Consider the following 19071-nt stretch of genomic DNA (forward strand, 5'->3'; position numbering starts at 1 on the left):
CGTCGTTCATGGATGTGAACGATCTCGGACCTGTGTGACGCGTACTCCCGGGAGCGCCCGTGACCACCCCCGCCCGCCCCCGCACGGGAGCCTTCCTCTACCCCTGGGACGTCGACGGCGACCCCGCCGCCCCCGCGCTCCTCGCCGGGCTCGGCGTCCGGCAGGTGACCCTCGCCGCCGCCTACCACTCCACCCGGGCCCTCAGCCCCCGCCACCCGGACCGGCGGGTCGTCACCGCCGAGCACGCCGCCGTGCTCTACCCGCCGGACCCGGGCCGCTGGGCCGGCCGCCGGCTCGCCCCGTACCCGGCGGGCGACTGGGCCCCCGGCGACGCCTGGGCGCGGGCCGCCGCCGCCCTCGACGGCACCGGCCTCGCCGTGCACAGCTGGGTCGTCCTCGCCCACAACTCCCGTCTCGGCGCCGAGCATCCGGACACCTCCGTCGTCAGCGCCCACGGCGACCGCTACCCGTGGGCCCCCTGCATCGCGCACCCCGAGGTCCGCGCGCTCCTCGTGGACCTCGCCGCCGAGGCGGCCGTCCGCCCCGGCGCGGCCGGCACCGAGCTGGAGTCCTGCGGCTGGTACGGCTACGCCCATCTGCACGCCCACGACAAGACCGGCGGCGTCCCGCTCGGCGAGCGCGACCGGCTGCTGCTGTCGCTCTGCTTCTGCCCCCACTGCCGCCAGGGGTACGCGGACGGGGGCGCCGACCCGGACGCGCTCGCCGCCGCCGTCCGCGCCGCCCTCGCGCCCGTCTGGGCCGGCACCGGTCCCGCCGGCGAGCTCGGCGACGCGGCCGCGCCCGTCCTCGCCTGGCGCGCCCGGACCGCGCGCGCCTTCCAGGAGGAGGCCGTCGCCGCCGTCCGGGCCGCCGCGCCGCCCGGCTTCCGGATCCTGCTGCACGCCGACCCGGACCCGTACCGCTGCGGCGCCGACGCCGGCACCGACCCCGCGCACGTCCTCGGCCTGGCCGACGGCGTGGTGGCCCGCCCGGGCCGGCTCGCCCCCTTCGCCGCCCACCGGCCGCCCGGCGGCACCGTCGCGGCCAATCTGTCCGTCGTCACCGGCATGGGCGGCGCCCCCGGCCGGCTCGCCGAGGACGCCTGCGGAGCCCTCGCCGAAGGCGCCACCGAACTCCGGCTCTACCACGCGGGCCTGGCCTCCGACGCCGACCTTGCCGCGGTCCGCACCGCCCTGGCCGCACTCGGCCAGGACCCGTCCGGACGGTAGGGCCGGGGCCTGCCCACCTCCGGACGGGGTTCGGGCCCGCCTCCGGGGCCGCCTGCTCCCGGAGCAGGCGCAGGGCCGAGGCGCGGGTGCCGGCGACGTGGGCGCGGGTCAGGGCCTCGGCCGCCGTCCCGTCGCCGTCGCGGACGGCCGCGTACAGCCGCTCGTGCTCCCCGCACATCGGGTCGCCGCCGTCCTCCTCGGCCGAGGTGAGCCGGAAGAGGCGGCGCAGCCGGGAGTCGAGCGGGGCCCGTACGGATCAGACCAGGCGCCCGTCCCGGGCCACCACCCGGCCCGCCCGGACCACCAGGTCGCGGCGCGGCAGGTCGACCACGACCTGCGGCAGGCACTCGCCCCGGACCAGCATGAAGTCGGCCGGGGAGCCCGGCTTCAGGTCGGCGGCGGGCAGGCCCATCAGCTCCGCCCCGCCGTCGGCGGCGATCCCGAAGCACGCCTCCAGCTCCTCGTCGAGCCGGGCGTCCAGGGCCCAGCCGGCCAGCCAGGCGCGGTGCAGCATGTCGCCGTCGCCGTACGGGCTCCAGCTGTCGCGGACGCCGTCCGAGCCGAGGCCGACCGTCACCCCGCGCTCGGCGAGCCGCCGGAACGGCAGGATCGTCGTCTCGCCCAGGGCGACCGTGGTCAGCGCGACCCCGGAGTCCGCCAGCAGGTCGGCCATGTCGTCCAGCTCCCGGCCGGCCAGCCCCGCGACGGCGAAGGCGTGCGCCACCGCCACCTTGCCGTGCAGCCCGGCCGCGCGGGTGCGGGCGGCGATGTCCCGGATCACCGCCAGGCCAGGCTCGCCCCGGTCGTGCAGATGGATGTCGAGGCCCAGTCCGTGCTTCTCGGCCAGCCCGAAGACGAGGTCCAGCTGGTCGCCGTCCCGGCCGCCCGTGGCGTCGAAGCCGGTCGGGTCGATGCCGCCCACATGGCTGACCAGACCGCTCGCCGCCGCCTCCGCCAGGAGCTCCGCCGCGCCCGGTGCGCGGACGACGCCGTGCTGCGGGAAGGCGACCAGCTCGACGTCGACGATCCCGGCCAGCTTCGCGGCGGCCTCCGCGATCCCCTCGACGCCGGCCAGGCCGTAGGCCGGGGCCACGTCCGCGTGGGCGCGCAGGGCGCGGGTGCCCTGCGCCGCCGCGTGGGACATCAGGCGCAGCGCCCGCTCGCCCACCGGGGTGGGCAGCGAGCGGGCCAGGTCCACGTCCCCGGCCACGTGGTCGGCGATGCCCCCGGCGGGGCGGCGGCGGTACCAGGGCTCGCCCCAGGAGGTCTTGTCCGGGTGGATGTGCGCGTCGACCAGGGTCGGCAGGGCGAGCCGGCCGCCGCCGTCGACCCGCTCGACGGCGACGCCCTCGGGGAGCTCCGCGACGAGCACCCCGTCGACGGCGATCAGGTCGCCGGCCGGGCCGCCGAGGGGCCGGACGTCGTGGAAGAGGGTCGCGGTGCGGGGCGTCGGGCTCACGGGGTCTCCTTCGGACTCTGACGGAACCCTTTTGGTATACCATGCGGGCGCCGTGGTCCGGAGCGGCCGCGGCCCCCTCACCAGGCCAGCTTCTCCAGCGCGTCCAGGTCGAGCGCCGCCGTCGGCGCCGAGCCGGGACCGGCCACGCCGGGCCCGCCCCCCGGCCCCACCCGCAGCTCCGCCCAGATCGTCTTCCCGCGCCGCCCGTACCGGGTGCCCCACCGCTCCGCGAACCGCGCCACCAGATACAGCCCCCGCCCGCCCTCGTCCGTCTCCGCCGCGTGCCGCAGGTGCGGCGAGGTGCTGCTGCCGTCCGACACCTCGCACACCAGCGTCCGGTCGTACAGCAGCCGCACCCGCACCGGGTCCGCCCCGTACCGCACCGCGTTGGTGACCAGCTCGCTCAGGATCAGCTCCACCGCGAACGCCGCCTCGTCCAGCCCCCACTCGCCGAGCCTGGCCGCCGCCGCGTTCCGCACCGGCGACACCGCCGCCGGGTCCCGCGCCACCTCCCACTCGGCGATCCGGTCCGCCGGCAGCCGCCGGGTCCGGGCCACGAGCAGCGCGATGTCGTCCCGGGGCGCCGGCGACAGCAGGTTCGCCAGCACGTCCGCGCAGGTCTGCTCGGGGCTCCGCTCCGGGCGCTCCAGCGTCCGGCGCAGCAGCCGCAGCCCGGTCCCCACGTCCCGCCCGTGGTCCTCCAGCAGCCCGTCCGTGAAGAGCACCAGCTTGCTGCCCTCCGGCAGCCGCAGTTCCGTCGACTCGAACGGCACGTCCCCGAGCCCCAGCCCGAGCGGCAGCCCAGGCGCCAGCGGCGGGAACTCCACCCGCCCGTCCGCGTCCACCACCGCCGGCCCCGGATGCCCGGCGCTCGCCACCGTGCACACCCCGGACGCCGGATCGTAGATCGCGTACAGGCAGGTCGCGCCGGTGATGGTCTCCTCCCGCCGCCCCCGGTCCCCGTCGCCTGCCGCCGAGGGTTCCGCCTCCTCGTCGATCCGCCCGGTCAGCTCGTCCAGGTGCCCCAGGATCTCGTCCGGCGGCACGTCCAGCGTCGAGAAGTTGTGCACCGCCGTCCGCAGCCGCCCCATCGTCGCCGCCGCGTGCAGCCCGTGCCCCACCACGTCGCCCACCACCAGCGCCACCCGCGCCCCCGGCAGCGGGATCACGTCGAACCAGTCGCCGCCCACCCCCGCCTTCGCCGGCAGATAGCGGTACGCCACCTCCACCGCGTTCTGCTCGGGCAGCACCCGGGGCAGCAGGCTCCGCTGGAGCGTCACCGCCATCGCGTGCTCCCGGGTGAACCGGCGGGCGTTGTCGATCGCCACCGCCGCCCGCGCCGCCAGCTCCTCCGCGAAATCCAGGTCCTCCTCGCCGAACGGCTCCGCCGTGTCCGCCCGCCAGAAGTTCGCCATGCCCAGCACCACGTCCCGGGCCAGCAGCGGCACCGTGAGCAGCGAGTGCATCCCGTACGCCAGCGCCCGCGCCGCCCCCTCCGGGTCCTGGGCCCGCCAGCCCTCCGCCGCCGCCAGCTCCGCCTGCACCACCGCGTGCCCCTCGGCCAGCGCCGTCGCCATCGGCGTGCTCGGCACATGGAAGCGGATCACCTCGCCGACCTGCTGGAGCGGCTGATCCGCCCGCACCCCGCTCAGCGCCGTCCTGCGCATCTCCGACAGCGTCGCGTCCTGCGGCGGCTCCTCGCCCCGCAGCACCGGCTCCAGCAGCTCCACCGTCGCGAAGTCCGCGAACCGCGGCACCGCCACCTCCGCCAGCTCCTCCGCCGTCCGGACCACCTCCAGGGTCGTCCCGATCCGCACCCCCGCCTCGTACAGCAGCTGGAGCCGGCCCCGCGCCACTTCCGCCCGCCCGCTCAGCGCGGCCAGCTCGGTGGTGTCCCGCATCGTCATCACGCTGCCCGAGCCGGGCCCGTCGGACGGCACGGTGGGCCGCACGCTCACCGCGAGGAGCCGGTCGCCCGCCCGGTGCACCTCGTCCGTCGCGGTCCGCCCGGACTCCAGGAGCTCGACCGTCCTGGGATCGAGCCCGAGCTCCGCGACCGGCCGCCGCTCGGCGTCCGCCGACAGGCCGAGGAGCCGCCGCGCCTCGTCGTTGGCGAGCAGCAGCCGCCCGTCCCCGCCGACGATCAGCACTCCCTCGCGGACCGCGTGCAGCACCGCCTCGTGGTGCTCCTTCATCCGGGTCATCTCGGCCGGGCCCAGCCCGTGGGTCTGCCGCCGCAGCCGCCGCGACACCAGCGCGGCCCCGCCCACCGCGAGCACCAGCGCGCCGCCGCCCGCGGCGAGCAGCACCACCAGCCGGCCCTCGACCGCGTCGCTGAGCGACTGCACCTCGATGCCGCTCGTCACCATGCCGACGATCCGGCCCTCGTCGTCCACCACCGGCACCACGGCCCGCACCGCGTCGTTCGGCGCGCCCCGGAAGGTCTCCGTGTACGACTCGCCGTCCACCATCGCCCGGGACAGGTCCCCGGTCGCCTTCTCGCCGATCAGCCCGGTCTCCGAGTCCGTGTACCGCACCCCGTCCGGGCCCAGCACCGCGACGAAGTCCACCCCGGTCGCCACCCGGGTCTGCTCCGCCCGCTCCTGGAGCGCGGCCGTCGGGTCGGGCGAGGCCAGCGCCGCGTCGACGCCGGGCGCCTTGGCGAACGCCTCCGCCACCGCGAGCGACCGCACCCGGGCGTCGGCCAGCACGTCGTGCCGCGCCTGCTGGAAGGTGACCAGCACCGCCGCGACGATCACCAGGAGCGCGATGAGCGCCTCCAGGGCGAGGACCTGGCCGGCGAGGCTCCGCAGCCCGGAGCCGTTCCCCCGCGGCTTCCCGTCGCGGCGGGCCGTCATCCCGTGCTCCGGGCGATGAGCAGCGCGACGTCGTCCGGGGCACCGGGGCGGCGCAGTGCGCGCAGCAGCTGGTCGCAGCTGTCCTCCAGGGGCAGGTCCCGGGTGGCGTCGACGAGGGTGACGAGCAGGGCGATCCGGTCGTCGATGGAGGTGTCGCGGGTCTCGATGAGCCCGTCGGTGTACAGCACCAGCCGGTCGCCGGGCAGGAAGGGCACTCGCGCGGTGCGGAAGGTGCCGCCGCCGACGCCGAGCGGCACGCCGGTGGACAGGCCGACCAGTTCGGCCGGGCCCTCCGCCGGGAGCCGGACCGGAGGCAGATGGCCGGCGTTCGAGATCCGGCAGCGGCCGTGCCGCGGATCGTGCACGGCGAACAGGCAGGTGGCGATGGAGTGTTCCAGGCCGACCGTGATCCGGTCCAGGTGCCGCAGCACCTGGCTGGGGGAGAGGTCCAGGTCGGCGAAGGCGCGGGTGGCGGTCCGCAGCCGGCCCATGGTCGCCGCCGCGTCGATGCCGCTGCCCATCACGTCCCCGACCACGAGGGCCGTCTTCTCGTCGGGCAGCGCGATCACGTCGTACCAGTCGCCGCCGACCTCGCTGGACGCCTGGGCCGGCTGGTAGCGGGCGGCCGCCTCCAGGCCGGGGCGGTCGGGCGGGTCGCCGGGCAGCAGGCTGCGCTGGAGGGTCACGGCCGAGTTCCGCACGCTCTGGTACCAGCGGGCGTTGTCGATGCCGACCGCCGCCCGGGCGGCCAGCTCCACCGCGAGCAGCACGTCGTCCGCGTCGAACGGCACCGGGTTGTGCCGGTCCCGCTTCAGGTCGAGCGCGCCCAGCACCTCGCCGCGCGCGATCAGCGGCACCGCCAGGTACGAGTGCACCCCGGCCCGCGCCAGCTGTCGTGCCGCCCCGGGGCCGCGCGCGATCCGCGGCAGGTCCTCGGCCCCGACCCGGGACACCAGGACCGGCCGACCGGTGCGCACGCACCGGGTGACCAGCCGGTCGACGCCGTACAGCGCGACCGAGCCGGGTGGGTCGGCGGCCGCCAGCGCCTCCGTCTCGTGCCCGGCCTTCACGGCCAGCGCCCGGAAGAGCGCCGGGCCCTGGTCGGGGGTGTCGGGCCGGCGCAGCGTCAGCACCGAGTCGAGGACGTCGACGGCGGCCACGTCGGCGAGGGCCGGCACCACCACCGTCGCCAGCTCGTCCGCGGTCCGCTCCACCTCCAGGGTGGTGCCGACCCGGGCCGAGGCGTCCGCGATCAGCGCGAGCCGCCGCCGCGAGCGGTCGGCCGCCGCGTCCGCCCGGTGCCGCTCGGTCACGTCGACGACCCAGGCCGCCACCCCGAGGACCCGGCCCCCGGCCGCCTCCAGGCGGTAGAACGACACCGACCAGGCGTGCTCGCCGCCGCCCGGGTCGGACGGGGTCTCGCTCAGCGCCTGGAGGTCGAGGAGCGGCGATCCGGTCTCCAGCACCTGCCGGGCCGCCGCCTCCAGCGGTGCCGCGTCCACGCCCGGCAGCACCTCGGAGGGCCGCCGGCCCAGGTGCCGGGCGGCCGGCACCCCGTTGAAGCGTTCGAGCGCCGGGTTGACCAGGACGTACCGCAGGTCGGTGTCGAGGACCGCGAGGCCGATGGGGGACTGGTCGACCAGCCGGTCGGAGAGGGCCAGCTCGGTCTCCACCCGGGCGACGGCGGACCGGTCGGCGGCGATGCCGAGCGCGTACAGGTCGCCCAGGTCGTCGGTGAGCCGCATGTTGCGGAACTCGACCTCGCGGGTCGATCCGTCCTTGTGCCGTACGGGGAAGGTGCCGGCCCAGGTCGTGCCCCGGCTCAGCACCTCGCCGAAGAGGCGCATCGCCTCGGTGCGGTGCTCCTCGCCGACGATCAGGCGGGCGACGTACTGCCCGAGGGCCTCGTCGGCCGGGTAGCCGAAGAGGACCTCGGCCTGCGGGCTCCACAGCACGATCCGGCCGGCCGAGTCGACCACCACGGCGGCGACCCCGAGCACGTCCAGCAGCCCCCGCGCGTCGAAGGACGTACCGGGCACCCGGCCGCCGGGAGGTCCGGCCGCGCCGCCGCCCGGGCCGCCGGGCACACCGCCGCGCCCCTCGTCCGTGCCCGTGCCCGTCTCCGGGAAGGAACCGGCCGTCACGCTGCCCTCCTCCCGCCTGGGCCCCAGCCCGCCGCCCCTTCCATGCTCCCCGGCCCCCCGCGCCCACGCACCACGAGGCGTCCGACCAGGGGCGGAGCAGGGGATGCGGACGCGGTGCCGGCGCCGGCGCGCGCGTGCCGGGGGCTACGAGGAGGCGGTGACGGCGTCGCCCCGCGCGCGGGCCGGGGCCCCCGTCGCGGCGACCGCCGCCCAGGCCAGGCCCGCCACCGCGAGCGCCGGGAGCAGGAGCCGTACGTCCACGGCCGTGACCAGGGCCGCGCCCAGCGCCAGGGCGAGCGCGTTCGGCACGAACAGCACGGTGTTCGCGGTCGCCGCGACCCGGCCGACCGCCTCCGCGGGGGCCTCCCGCTGGACCGCGGTCACCGCCGCGACCAGCACCCACGGCATGCCGATCCCGATCACCGCGCTCGCCGCCAGCGCCGTCGCCTCGAACGGCAGCGCCCGGGCTCCGGCCGCCACCGCGAAGAGCGCCAGCCCGGCGGCGGCGAGCAGCCGCTCGGGCACCCGGCGCAGCAGCGGCCCGGCGGTCAGTCCGGCGAGGACCGAACCGGCGCCCTGCACCGCGTAGAGGACTCCGGCGTACGCGGGCGGCCGGCCGAGCCCCTGGTCCACCACCGCGTACACCGCCGCCCCGTTCACCCCGGCGAGCAGCATGGTGAACGCCCCGGTGGCCACCAGCGGGCGCAGCACCGGCGAGGCGGCCAGCAGCCGGACGCCCTCGGCGGTCTCCCGCCGCCACGCGCCCCGGTGCCGCGCGGCGGGCGCCGGCCGCTCCTCCCGGACCCGCATCGCGGCGAAGGCGCCCGCGGCCAGGACGAAGGTCGCCGCGTCGAGGAGGGCCACCGGCCCGCCCCCGTACCGGGCGAAGAGCCCCGCCGCGGCCAGCGGGGCGATCAGCTTCATCGACTCGTTCGCCGTCATCCGCAGGCCGTTGACCGAGCCGAGCCGCTCCTTGGCGAAGCCGGTCGCGAGCAGCGCCTGCTCCGCCGCGTCGTGGACGGCGCCCTGCGCCCCGTACAGCACGAGGACGGCGAAGAGCAGCCACACCCGGTCGGCCGAGGTCACCCAGAGCAGCACCGGCAGCACGGCCGCCGCCGCGAGGTCGAGGGCGATCAGCAGCGGACGGCGGCGCACCCGGTCCGCGACCGTGCCGAGGAGCGGCCCGAGCAGGGCCGGGGCCCAGAGGGCGAAGGCGGTGAGGGCCGCGAGCCCGTCCGAACCCGTCAGCGACTTGACCCAGATCCCGGAGACCAGCCACATCGCCGTCGTCCCGAACCCGGACACGACCACACCTGTCAGATACCAGCGCATGGCCGCAGCGTGGCGTCTGAGGTGGCCCCGGCGGATCAGGCACCTGCCCTATTCCGGGCGGGCGGCCCGCTTCCGCTCGTACCACAGCGCCGCCCCCGTGACCACGGCACCGAGCCCCTCCCACAGCCCCACCCCGAGGAAGCCGGAGGGGGCCCGTCCGGTGGCGACGGCGAGGGTGAAGACCGCGCAGGTGAGGAGCCGGAAGGGGACCGTCCAGCGGAAGAACGCCTTCCAGTCGGAGAGCGCGGCGAGCACGTAGTAGACGCCCATGTTGAGCGCGGCCATCGAGGAGGCGGTGAGGAAGACCAGCGTGTGGTCGCCGTCCGCCCGGCCCCCGTCGGGCACCGGTTCGAAGCCCATCACCGTGAGCAGGGCGTCCGGGGCGACCAGGCCCACCACCCCGAGGGCGGCGGCGAGGAGGCCGAAGACCGCCATGGTCCAGCCGGACAGCGAACGGGGCAGGCGACGCACGACGGTCCTCCGCGGAGCAAGATCGACAGTTCGGGAACGCATGTTCTGTTCGAGCGTGACCCTGCATATCGCGCGAGGGCCCGCGGGGGCCAATCCGGCCCCCGCGGGCGTCACTCCGGGGCCGCCGCCCCCGGCGTCACCGCAGCGCCGCCGCCATCATCTTCTGCGCCACCGGTGCCGCCAGGCCGTTGCCGCTGACCTCGGAACGGGCCGCGCCCGAGTCCTCGATCATCACGGCCACCGCCACCTGCTTCCCGGTCGACGGGTCCTCGGCGTACGAGGTGAACCAGGCGTAGGGCGTCTTGCTGTTGTTCTCGCCGTGCTGCGCGGTGCCCGTCTTGCCGCCGACCTCGGCCCCCGGGACCGCCGCGTTGGTGCCGGTGCCCTTCTCCACGACCGTCACCATCGCGCTGCGCAGCTGCTCGGCGGTGGCCGAGGAGACGACCCGGGTGGTGTCGCCGTCGTCGTGGGACTCCAGGGCGTCGCCGTCGGAGTCGACCACCTCGGAGACCATGTGCGGGGCGGCCAGCTGCCCGTCGTTGGCGATCACCGCCGAGACCATCGCCATCTGGAGCGGGGTGGCGGTGACGTCGAACTGCCCGATCCCGGTGAGCGCGGTCTGCGCCGCGTCCATGCCGGACGGGTAGACGCTCGCGTAGGCCCGGACCGGCACGTCCAGCTCGTCGTCGTCGAAGCCGAACTTCTCCGCCATCGCCTTCACCTTGTCCTGCCCCAGGTCGGCCGCCATCTTGGCGAAGACGTTGTTGCAGGAGTACTGGAGCGCGGTGCGGATCGTGGCGTCCTCGCAGGGCGCCGAGGCGTTCTCGTTCTTCAGGACGGTCCGGGTGTTCGGCAGGGTGTACGGGTCGGGGCTCTGTGTCCGCACGTCCACGGAGGAGTACAGGCCGTCCTCCAGGGCGGCCGCCGCGACCACCAGCTTGAAGGTGGAGCCGGGCGGCAGCGGCTGCCGCAGCGCCCGGTTGACCAGCGGCTTGTCCGGGTCCTCCGTCAGCTCCTTCCAGGTGCCGCCGTCCGTCGTGCCGGCGATGTCGGAGGGGTCGTAGGAGGGCGTGGAGACCATGGCGAGGATCCGGCCGCTGGCCGGGTCGATCGCGACCGCCGCGCCCTTGTTGCCGCCGAGCGCCCGGTAGGCCGCCTTCTGGACGTCCGGGTCGATCGTGGTGACGACCGTGCCCGGCTCCTGCTGCTTGCGGGTGACCGCGTCCACGGGGTTCTTCAGCCGGTCGTCGGTGCCGTCCAGGACGCCGGAGTAGATGCCCTCCAGCTGGGTGGCGCCGTACGCCTGCGAGCTGTAGCCGGTGACCGCGGCGTACAGCTCGCCGTCCGTGTAGGTCCGCTCGTACGCGAGATCACCGCTCTCGGTGTGCTTCGAGCCGGTGACCGGCGAGCCGGCCACGACGATGTTCCCGAGCGGCTGCGCGTACTGCGCGATGGTCTTCCGCCGGTTCTTGCTGTCGTTCGCGAGCGCCTTGCTCTCGTACGCCTGCACCCACGTGGCCCGGCCGAGGAGGGCGAGCACGAGGAGCAGCGCGAAGACCGAGGTGCGCCTGATCGTCTTGTTCATGGCACCAGGTGGGACGAACGGGGCGGTGGGAGGCGTTCCGGATGCGGTCCGATTCTCAGGAAACGTTCATGCGGCACGCATCCGTCCCGGCGCCCCGCCCGGGGCGCGGAGGCCCAGGGTCCGGACCCTCCGTGACCGGACCCGCCGGGATCAGACCCGGCGGGCCCGGACCCGCCGGGATCAGAGCCGCCGGGTCGCCAGCGTCAGGCGGTCGCGCGCGTCGAACAGGGCGTCCTTGATCAGCTGCTCGTGGCCCGGGGTCAGCCGCGCGGCCGGCACCGAGCAGCTGAGCGCGTCCCGCGCCGGGTCCCGGTAGGGGATCGCCACGGCGAAGCAGCGCAGCCCCAGGGTGTTCTCCTCGCGGTCCACCGCGAACCCCTGCTCGCGCACGACCGCCAGCTCCTCGATCAGCCGCTCCCGGTCCGTGATCGTGTGCTCGGTCACCGACGGCAGCGCGGCCGGCAGCAGCTCCCGCACCTGCGCGTCGTCGTGGGTGGCGAGCAGCGCCTTCCCCAGCGCGGTCGAGTGGGCGGGGAGCCGGCGGCCGACCCGGGTGAAGGGCCGCAGGTGGTGCTGGGACTGGCGGGTGGCCAGATAGACCACGCTCGTGCCGTCGAGCCGGGCGAGGTGCACGGTCTCGGTGGTGTCGTCCGAGAGCCGGTCCAGGGTGACCCGGGAGGCGGCCACGACCTCGTCGCCGTCGATGTACGAGGTCCCCACCAGCAGGGCCCGCACCCCGATGCCGTACCGGGTGCCGGTGGCGTCGGTCTCCACCCAGCCCAGTTCGACCAGGGTGCGCAGCAGCATGTAGAGGCTCGACTTGGGATAGCCGACGGCCTCCTGGACGGCGGCCAGGGTGTGCATCCCGGGCCGGCCGGCGAAGAACTCCAGCAGCTCCACCGTCCGCACCGCGGACTTCACCTGCGCACCGCTCGCGTCGGCACCCGCCATGACCCCGCCCTTCTCCCTGACTTCCGGACGACCTTGTGGGAACGCCCGTGGCGTCAATAGAGTCCACCCGGAAGCGTTCATGCACAAGAACGACGTTCATCATAGTGAACAGTCAGAGTGGACAGGGGTGTCGCGGTGTCGGCAGCAGCAGTGTGGAGTGTGGACCCCCGGACGGGGAAGCGTCGCGAGCGGGTCGCGACGGAGGCCACAGCCGCGGACGTCGACCGCGCGGTCCGCGCCGCGCACGCCGCCCGGGAGTCCCTCGGCGACCGCACGGTCCGGGCGGCCTTCCTCCGGACCGCCGCCGACCTCCTCGACGCCGCCGCCGACGAGGTCGTGACCACCGCCGACGCCGAGACCGCCCTCGGCACCCCCCGGCTCACCGGCGAACTCGCCCGCACCACCGCCCAGCTGCGGGCCTTCGCCGCCGTCGTCGACGAGGGCGCCTTCCTCGACGTACGCGTCGACCTGCCCGACCCGTCGGCCGTGCCGCCCCGCCCCGACCTGCGCCGCTGGAAGATCCCGCTCGGCGTCGTCGCCGTCTACGCCGCCAGCAACTTCCCGCTCGCCTTCTCCGTCCCCGGCGGCGACACCGCCAGCGCCCTCGCGGCCGGCTGCCCCGTCGTCGTCAAGGCCCACCCCGACCACCCGGCCACCTCCGAACTGGCCGCGGGACTGCTGCGCCGGGCCGCCGCCAAGGCCGGCCTCCCCGAGGACGTCGTCGTCCTGCTGCACGGCTTCGACGCGGGCGTCGAGCTGGTCCGCCACCCGCTGGTCGCCGCGGCCGGCTTCACCGGCTCGGTGCGCGGCGGCCGGGCGCTCTTCGACGCCGCCGCCGCCCGCCCCGTACCGATCCCCTTCCACGGCGAACTCGGCTCCCTCAACCCGGTCGTCGTCACCCCCGCCGCCGCCGCCGAGCGCGCCGAGGAGCTCGGCACCGGCCTGGCCGGCTCCATGACCCTGGGCGCGGGCCAGTTCTGCACCAAGCCCGGCTTCGTCCTCGCCCCGGCCGGAACCGACGGCGACCGCTTCCTCGCCGCCCTCGCCGAGGGCGTCGGCCAGGCCGGCCCCGCCGTCCTGCTCGACCACCGGATGCGGGCCGCCTTCGTCGACGGCGTCACCGACCGGGCCGCCCTCGACGGCGTCGAGACCCCCGTCGCCCCCGGCGCGGCCGACGAGCACACCGTCACCGCCGGCGTCCTCGCCGTCGACGCGGCCCGGCTCGCCGACGGCGGCCACGCCCTCCTCCTGGAGGAGTGCTTCGGCCCCGTCACCGTCGTCGCCCGCTACACCGGCGAGGACGAGATCACCGCCGTCCTCGGCCGGCTGCCCGGCAACCTCACGGCCACCCTGCACTGCGCCGACGAGGACCCGGCCGCGCCCGGCCTGCTCGCCGCCCTCACCCCGCTCGCAGGCCGGATCCTCGTCGGCGGCTGGCCCACCGGGGTCGCCGTCGCCCCGGCCCAGCACCACGGCGGCCCCTACCCGGCGACCACCTCCACCTCCACCTCGGTCGGAGCCACCGCCATCGAGCGCTGGCTCCGCCCGGTCACCTACCAGTCGACCCCGCAGCACCTCCTCCCGCCGGAGCTGCGCGACGGCAACCCGCTGGGCGTCCCGCGCCACTGAGCCCCCGCGACCGGGCCCCACGGATCCCGCGGGGCCCCCGCACGGGCCGGGGCGTCAGCGGCGGACGCGCGGAAGGCGCAGCGAGGCCAGACCCGTCAGGGTGAGCAGGGCCGCGCTGATCAGGAGGCTCGCGGGCAGCGCCGTGCCGAAGCCCCGGGCCGCCAGCGAGCCGAAGACCGCGATCGCGAGCGCGCCCGCCGTCTGCCGGACCGCGTTGAGCAGGCCCGCCGCCGTCCCGGCCCGCTCCGCCGGCACCGCCTCCATCATCGCGGCGATCAGCGGCGGCAGCGAGAAGCCCACCCCCAGCGACATCGGCACCAGCAGCAGCGCCTGCGCGGCCGGCGCGGTGTCCTCGTCGACCACGAGCAGCGCCAGGAGACCGGCGACGGCGACCGCCTGGCCGAGCAGGGCCGGCACCCGCGCCCCGTACCTCGCCGCCACCCTCGCCGAGAGGAGGTTCACCCCCGCGAGCAGCACCGTCATCGGCAGGAACATCAGCCCCGCCCCCAGGGGCGAGAGGCCGAGCGCCTGCTGGAAGAAGAGACCGAAGACGAAGACCATGCCGTAGAAGGCCACGCTGTTCGCCGCGCCCACCGCCACCGCGACCGCCACCGTCGTGTTCCGGAGCAGGCCCAGCGGCACCACCGGATGCCTCCGCCGCGTCTCGACCAGCAGGAAGGCCGCGAAGGACAGCGCGGCGAGACCGAGCGCCCAGCGGCCCTCCGCCCCGCCCTCGATGGCCGCGAAGGTCAGCGCGCCCAGCGCCGCCACCGCCGTCAGCTGGCCGGGCACGTCCAGCGGCGCGGGCCGCCGCGCCGAGGCCGGCACCCGGGCGAGCAGCACCAGCGCCAGCAGCCCCAGCGGCAGGTTGACGAAGAAGACGCCCCGCCAGCTCCACGCCGTCGTCAGCGCCCCGCCCGCCACCGGCCCGAGCGCCACCGCGACCGTGCCGCCCGCCGCCCACAGCGCCACCGCCTTCGCCCGCCGCCCCGGATCCGCGTACGCCTCGCGCACCAGGGCGAGCGAGGCCGGCAGCATCACCGCCGCCGCGACCCCCTGCACCGCCCGGGCCGCGAGCAGCTCCGGCAGCCCGGGCGCCAGCCCGCAGACGGCCGAGGCGAGCGTGAAGACGAGGACCCCCGCGCCGAAGGCCCGGCTCGCCCCCACCCGGTCGGCCAGGGCACCGGTGGAGAGCAGCAGCGCCGCGAAGACGAGCGTGTAGGAGTCCACCACCCACTGGAGCCCCGTCATCCCCGTGCCCAGGTCGGCCCCGACGGCCGGCAGCGCCACGTTGACGACGGAGGTGTCCAGGGTGATGAGGGCGAAGCCGAGCACCGCGGCGCCGAGCGCCGGACCGGGCGAGGACGGCGGGGTCCGCGGCCTGGCGGGGGCGGGGGCGGGGCCGGCGGAAGCGGGATCGGTACGCGTCGAGGTCATGGCCCCACCCTCGTGACCGGCGGCGCCGTACAGTAGTGGCCCGAATGCCAGATGACCGGAGGTTCTGGCCATGCCGCCCCAGCAGCCCCCGCCCCGGGCACCCGCGCCGGTCCCGCCCCGGCAGCCCGCACCGGCCTCCCGGCGGCCGGCCGCTCCGGTCCCGGCGCCGGCCTGCGCCGCGCCGGCCCCGGCCTCCGCCGCGCCGGTCCCCGCCTCCGCCGCGCCGGCGGCCCGGTGGCCGTCCGGGCCGGCCCCCGCCCCGGCCGCGCGCCCCGTGCCCGCCGTCCGCCGGGTCGCCGTCATCGCCGCGCCACCCGTCTCGATGTTCAACCTCGCCATCCCGGAGATGCTCTTCGACAAGGTCGAGGTCGACGGCGCGCCCGGCTACGAGACCGTCATCTGCGCCCCCGACCCCGGGCCGGTCGCCACCACCGGCGGGCTCGACCTGGTCGTGCCGCGCGGGCTCGACGCCGTCGACGCGGCCGACACCGTGGTCCTCTCGGGCAGCGGCTCGTACACCGATCCCGATCCCCGCATCCTCGACGCCCTGCGCCGCGCCGCCGCCCGCGGCGCCCGGATCGCCTCCATCTGCACGGGCGCCTTCGCGCTCGCCGAGGCCGGGCTCCTCGACGGCCGGGCCGCCACCACCTACTGGGCCTACCGGCAGCTCCTCGCCGACCGCCACCCCGCCGTCGACCTGCGCGGAGACGTGCTCTACGTCCAGGACGGGCCGGTGCTCACCTCCTCCGGCTACGCGGCCGGCATCGACCTCTGCCTGCACGTCATCCGCACCGACCACGGGGCCGCCGTCGCCAACACGGTGGCCCGGCTCGCCCTCGTCGCGCCGGTCCGCCCCGGCGGCCAGGCCCAGTTCACGGACACCCCGCTGCCGCCCGAGCGCGGGGTCTCCTTCGCCGTCACGCGCGCGTGGGCCATGGAACACCTCGACGCGCCGCTCACCCTCACCGACCTCGCCCGGCACGCCGGGGTGTCGGTCCGCACCCTCTCCCGCCGCTTCCGGGCCGAGACCGGGGTGAGCCCGCTCCAGTGGCTGCTGCACCAGCGGGTCGAGCGGGCCAAGGAGCTCCTGGAGACGACCTCGCTCGGCATGGACGCGGTCGCCCGGGCGAGCGGGCTGGGCTCCGCGGACTCGCTGCGGCAGCACGTGCAGAGCCGTACGGGACTGACCCCGAGCGCGTACCGGAGCTCCTTCAGCCGGCTGGCCCGGAGCGCTGCCGCGGGCTCCCCGGCCTGATCCGCGCCCGGTGCGTGCCGTGCTCCGGCTCACACCGGGCGGGCAAACGGAATGAAATCCGGTCCGCCCCGCGTTTCCGGGAGGACAGACCACCCCCGGAGAAGGAAACCCATGCGCGTAGAGATCTGGTCGGACATCGCCTGCCCCTGGTGCTACATCGGCAAGGCCCGTTTCGAGAAGGGCCTCGCCGCCTTCGCCCACCGCGACGACGTCGAGGTCGTGCACCGGTCCTTCGAGCTCGACCCGCACCGGGCCAAGGGGGACACCGGGCCCGTCCTGGAGATGCTGGCGAAGAAGTACGGGCGGACGCTCGACGAGGCGCGGGCCATGGAGGCGCACGTCGCGTCCAACGCGCACGCCGAGGGCCTGGAGTACCTGGCCGACGGCCGCGACCACGGCAACACCTTCGACATCCACCGGCTGCTGCACCTCGCCAGGGAGCGCGGCCGGCAGAACGAGCTGCTGGACCTCGCCTACCGGGCGAACTTCGCCGAGGAGCGCTCGGTCTTCGACGACGAGACCCTGGTCGCCCTCGCCGTGGAGGCCGGACTCGACGAGACCGAGGCGCGGGGCGTCCTCGCCGACCCGTCCGCCTACGCCGACGCGGTGCGGGACGACGAGCGGGAGGCCGCCGAACTCGGCGCCAACGGCGTGCCGTTCTTCGTCCTCGACCGCCGCTACGGCGTCTCCGGCGGGCAGCCCGCCGAGGTCTTCACCCAGGCCCTGGAGCAGGCGTGGCAGGGCCGCGCCCTCCAGCCGGTCGGCGGCGCCGCCACCGACGCCGAGGCGTGCGGCCCGGACGGCTGCGAGGTCCCGCCGCGCGCCTGACGACGCGCCGGCACCCCACTCACCGCTCTGACCTGCGGAGATAAGCGGCGCTTGGGGGCTCCCCATGATCGACGGGCATTGACGGGCGGTCGTGGGGAGCCCAGGCTGGGGCCATGGACTCCCTCGACCAGCCGCTCGGCGGCGCCGAGTTCGCCCCCAAGCGGACCTACCTGAACACCTCCGCCTGCGGTCTGCTGCCGCGCCGTACCGTCGAGGCGGTCACCCTCCTCGCCGAGGAGACCGCGGACGGCCGCCCCGACGGCGCCGGCAGCTTCGATGTCGTCGACGAGGCCCGCGCCGCCTATGCCCGGATCGCCGGCGTCGCGGCCGGGCGGGTGGCGGTGGGCAGCGCGGTCGCCGTGCACTGCGGGATGATCGCCCAGTCGATGCCCTCCGGCGCCGAGATCCTCTTCCCCGAGGGCGACTTCTCCTCCCTCATCACGCCGTTCACCGTCCGCGGCGACCTGAAGACCCGCTTCGTGCCGCTGGAGCGGCTCGCCGAGTCCGTCCGCCCGGAGACCGCGCTGGTCGCCCTCTCCGCCGTGCAGTCGGCGGACGGCCGCACCGCCGACCTCGCCGCCGTCCGGGCCGCCGCCGCGGCCCACGGGGCCCGCACCCTGCTCGACGCCACCCAGTCCGCGGGCTGGCTGCCGCTGGCCGCGGGGGAGTGGGACTACACGGTCGCCGGCGCCTACAAGTACCTGCTCTGCCCGCGCGGCACCTCCTTCCTCACCGTCACGGAGGAGGCCCAGGACAGCCTGCTGCCGATCCACGCGGGCTGGGTCACCGGCGAGGAGCGGTGGGTCAACAGCTACGGCCCGGTGCGCGAACTCGCCCGCTCCGCCCGCCGGTTCGACGAGCCCGCCGCCTTCCTCGCGTACCACGGCGCGGCCCGCTCCCTCGCGCTCCTGGAGGAGATCGGCATCGAGCGGATCGAGGCGCACGACAAGGGGCTCGCCGCCCGCTTCCGCGCCGGACTGCTCTCCGCCGGGCACGAGCCGGTCATGGACGACTCCACGGTCGTCGCCGTGCCGGGCCTCGGCCACCGCGCGGACGCGCTCCGCGCCGCCGACGTCCTGCTGTCGGCCCGGGCCGGCAATCTGCGGGCCTCGTTCCACCTCTACAACACGGCGGCGGACGTCGACCGGGCCCTGGACGTCCTCGCGGGCTGACCGGCCCGGAGCTCCGGCGGTCCGACCACGTCGGACCCCGTCCGACCCCGTCGGACCGTCCGGCGGTCCGACGGTTCAGCCGTCAGCCGTCAGCCGTCAGCCGTCAGCCGTCAGTCGTCCCGCCGTCGGTCGTCAGCCGTCAGCGGTCAGTCGTCCCGCCATCGGCCGGCCGGCGGTTCAGCAGTTCAGCGGCGGGCACTCGCCCGCCTCGCCCGCCTCCGCGCGCAGGTTCTCCGCCAGGACGCCGAGGAGGCGGGCCAGCTCCGCCCGTTCCGCCGGGCCGAGCCCGGCCAGCGAGCTCTCCTCCAGGTCGGACCAGGCGCCCTCGACCCCTGCCTTCAGGGCCTGCCCCGACTCCGTCGCCTCGACGAGCACGGCCCGCCGGTCGGCGGGATCGGGGGAGCGGCGCACGTATCCGCACTGCTCCAGGCGCTGGAGCATCTTCGTCACGGTCGACGGGTCCAGGCCGAGCGACTGGATCAGCTCCGACTGGCGGACCGCCCCGCAGTCCCACAGCCGCATCATCATCAGCTCCTGGCCCGGGTAGAGGCCGAGCTCGCGCAGGCGCCGCCCCATCGCGATCCGGTGCGTCCGGGAGACCCGGGCCAGGGTCATGCCGACCGGGCCGCCGCGTGCGGCGGACGGCAGCTGCTCGGTACAGACGGGCTCGACTGTGGTCATCGGGGCTCCTCGGGGGCGGTTCCTCGCCCCCCAGGTTACC

Annotated in this window: 14 protein-coding genes and 1 pseudogene; 5 read left to right on the forward strand and 10 right to left on the reverse strand. The window is 76.3% G+C overall.

Annotated elements, in window-relative coordinates; genetic code table 11:
- Positions 1-59 precede the first annotated feature (59 nt).
- Positions 60-1229, forward strand: a complete 1170-nt coding sequence (locus ACFVU3_RS24095) for a hypothetical protein (RefSeq protein ID WP_390069159.1) — start codon at positions 60-62, stop codon at positions 1227-1229.
- 103 nt (positions 1230-1332) lie between these two features.
- Here the strand turns inward: ACFVU3_RS24095 and ACFVU3_RS24100 are convergent.
- From ACFVU3_RS24100 to ACFVU3_RS24135, 8 genes and pseudogenes are all read right to left on the reverse strand, one after another.
- Positions 1333-1458: pseudogene (locus tag ACFVU3_RS24100) on the reverse strand (FCD domain-containing protein); the annotation flags it as partial.
- 27 nt (positions 1459-1485) lie between these two features.
- On the reverse strand, positions 1486-2688 hold the full coding sequence (locus ACFVU3_RS24105; protein ID WP_390069161.1) for an amidohydrolase: 1203 nt from the start codon (positions 2686-2688) through the stop codon (positions 1486-1488).
- Between the two features lie 77 nt (positions 2689-2765).
- On the reverse strand, positions 2766-5546 hold the full coding sequence (locus ACFVU3_RS24110) for a SpoIIE family protein phosphatase (protein ID WP_390069163.1): 2781 nt from the start codon (positions 5544-5546) through the stop codon (positions 2766-2768).
- On the reverse strand, positions 5543-7690 hold the full coding sequence (locus tag ACFVU3_RS24115) for a SpoIIE family protein phosphatase (RefSeq protein WP_390069165.1): 2148 nt from the start codon (positions 7688-7690) through the stop codon (positions 5543-5545). Before ACFVU3_RS24115 ends, ACFVU3_RS24110 begins: the two co-directional genes overlap by 4 nt.
- 144 nt (positions 7691-7834) lie before the next feature.
- Entirely contained in the window at positions 7835-9022 is a 1188-nt protein-coding gene (locus ACFVU3_RS24120) for an MFS transporter (protein ID WP_390069167.1), read from the reverse strand.
- A 48-nt stretch (positions 9023-9070) separates the two neighbouring features.
- Entirely contained in the window at positions 9071-9457 is a 387-nt protein-coding gene (locus ACFVU3_RS24125; protein ID WP_390069300.1) for a hypothetical protein, read from the reverse strand.
- A 172-nt stretch (positions 9458-9629) separates the two neighbouring features.
- Entirely contained in the window at positions 9630-11078 is a 1449-nt protein-coding gene (locus ACFVU3_RS24130; RefSeq protein WP_390069168.1) for a peptidoglycan D,D-transpeptidase FtsI family protein, read from the reverse strand.
- A 180-nt stretch (positions 11079-11258) separates the two neighbouring features.
- On the reverse strand, positions 11259-12029 hold the full coding sequence (locus tag ACFVU3_RS24135) for an IclR family transcriptional regulator (RefSeq protein ID WP_390069170.1): 771 nt from the start codon (positions 12027-12029) through the stop codon (positions 11259-11261).
- 135 nt (positions 12030-12164) lie between these two features.
- On the opposite strand from ACFVU3_RS24135, the gene ACFVU3_RS24140 reads away from it, so the two are divergent.
- Positions 12165-13658 (forward strand): aldehyde dehydrogenase (NADP(+)), encoded by a 1494-nt coding sequence (locus ACFVU3_RS24140; RefSeq protein WP_390069171.1) that lies wholly within the window; start codon positions 12165-12167, stop codon positions 13656-13658.
- A gap of 54 nt (positions 13659-13712) precedes the next feature.
- Here the strand turns inward: ACFVU3_RS24140 and ACFVU3_RS24145 are convergent, their stop codons facing one another.
- Positions 13713-15095 (reverse strand): MFS transporter, encoded by a 1383-nt coding sequence (locus tag ACFVU3_RS24145; protein ID WP_390069173.1) that lies wholly within the window; start codon positions 15093-15095, stop codon positions 13713-13715.
- A 274-nt stretch (positions 15096-15369) separates the two neighbouring features.
- On the opposite strand from ACFVU3_RS24145, the gene ACFVU3_RS24150 reads away from it, so the two are divergent.
- From ACFVU3_RS24150 to ACFVU3_RS24160, 3 genes are all read left to right on the forward strand, one after another.
- Positions 15370-16350: a GlxA family transcriptional regulator gene (locus ACFVU3_RS24150; RefSeq protein WP_390069302.1), complete on the forward strand. Its 981-nt coding sequence runs from the start codon at positions 15370-15372 to the stop codon at positions 16348-16350.
- A gap of 111 nt (positions 16351-16461) precedes the next feature.
- The gene (locus ACFVU3_RS24155; RefSeq protein WP_390069175.1) at positions 16462-17178 is read left to right on the forward strand and encodes a DsbA family oxidoreductase; all 717 of its coding nucleotides are present in this window, start codon (positions 16462-16464) and stop codon (positions 17176-17178) included.
- Positions 17179-17291: 113 nt separating this feature from the next.
- Positions 17292-18350, forward strand: coding sequence for an aminotransferase class V-fold PLP-dependent enzyme (locus ACFVU3_RS24160; protein ID WP_390069177.1), 1059 nt, complete (start codon positions 17292-17294; stop codon positions 18348-18350).
- 177 nt (positions 18351-18527) lie between these two features.
- Here the strand turns inward: ACFVU3_RS24160 and ACFVU3_RS24165 are convergent, their stop codons facing one another.
- Positions 18528-19031 (reverse strand): MarR family winged helix-turn-helix transcriptional regulator, encoded by a 504-nt coding sequence (locus ACFVU3_RS24165; RefSeq protein ID WP_390069179.1) that lies wholly within the window; start codon positions 19029-19031, stop codon positions 18528-18530.
- Between the last annotated feature and the right edge of the window lie 40 nt (positions 19032-19071).

This window comes from Streptomyces sp. NPDC058052 (assembly GCF_042885515.1).
In the GTDB taxonomy this organism is placed as follows: Bacteria; Actinomycetota; Actinomycetes; order Streptomycetales; family Streptomycetaceae; genus Streptomyces.

Coding starts and splice junctions, on each gene's coding strand:
- ACFVU3_RS24110 (WP_390069163.1), bottom strand. CDS start 5,546: ATGACGGCCCGCCGCGACGGGAAGCCGCGGGGGAACGGCTCCGGGCTG.
- ACFVU3_RS24120 (WP_390069167.1), bottom strand. CDS start 9,022: ATGCGCTGGTATCTGACAGGTGTGGTCGTGTCCGGGTTCGGGACGACG.
- ACFVU3_RS24125 (WP_390069300.1), bottom strand. CDS start 9,457: ATGGCGGTCTTCGGCCTCCTCGCCGCCGCCCTCGGGGTGGTGGGCCTG.
- ACFVU3_RS24130 (WP_390069168.1), bottom strand. CDS start 11,078: ATGAACAAGACGATCAGGCGCACCTCGGTCTTCGCGCTGCTCCTCGTG.
- ACFVU3_RS24135 (WP_390069170.1), bottom strand. CDS start 12,029: ATGGCGGGTGCCGACGCGAGCGGTGCGCAGGTGAAGTCCGCGGTGCGG.
- ACFVU3_RS24145 (WP_390069173.1), bottom strand. CDS start 15,095: ATGACCTCGACGCGTACCGATCCCGCTTCCGCCGGCCCCGCCCCCGCC.
- ACFVU3_RS24155 (WP_390069175.1), top strand. CDS start 16,462: ATGCGCGTAGAGATCTGGTCGGACATCGCCTGCCCCTGGTGCTACATC.
- ACFVU3_RS24160 (WP_390069177.1), top strand. CDS start 17,292: ATGGACTCCCTCGACCAGCCGCTCGGCGGCGCCGAGTTCGCCCCCAAG.
- ACFVU3_RS24165 (WP_390069179.1), bottom strand. CDS start 19,031: ATGACCACAGTCGAGCCCGTCTGTACCGAGCAGCTGCCGTCCGCCGCA.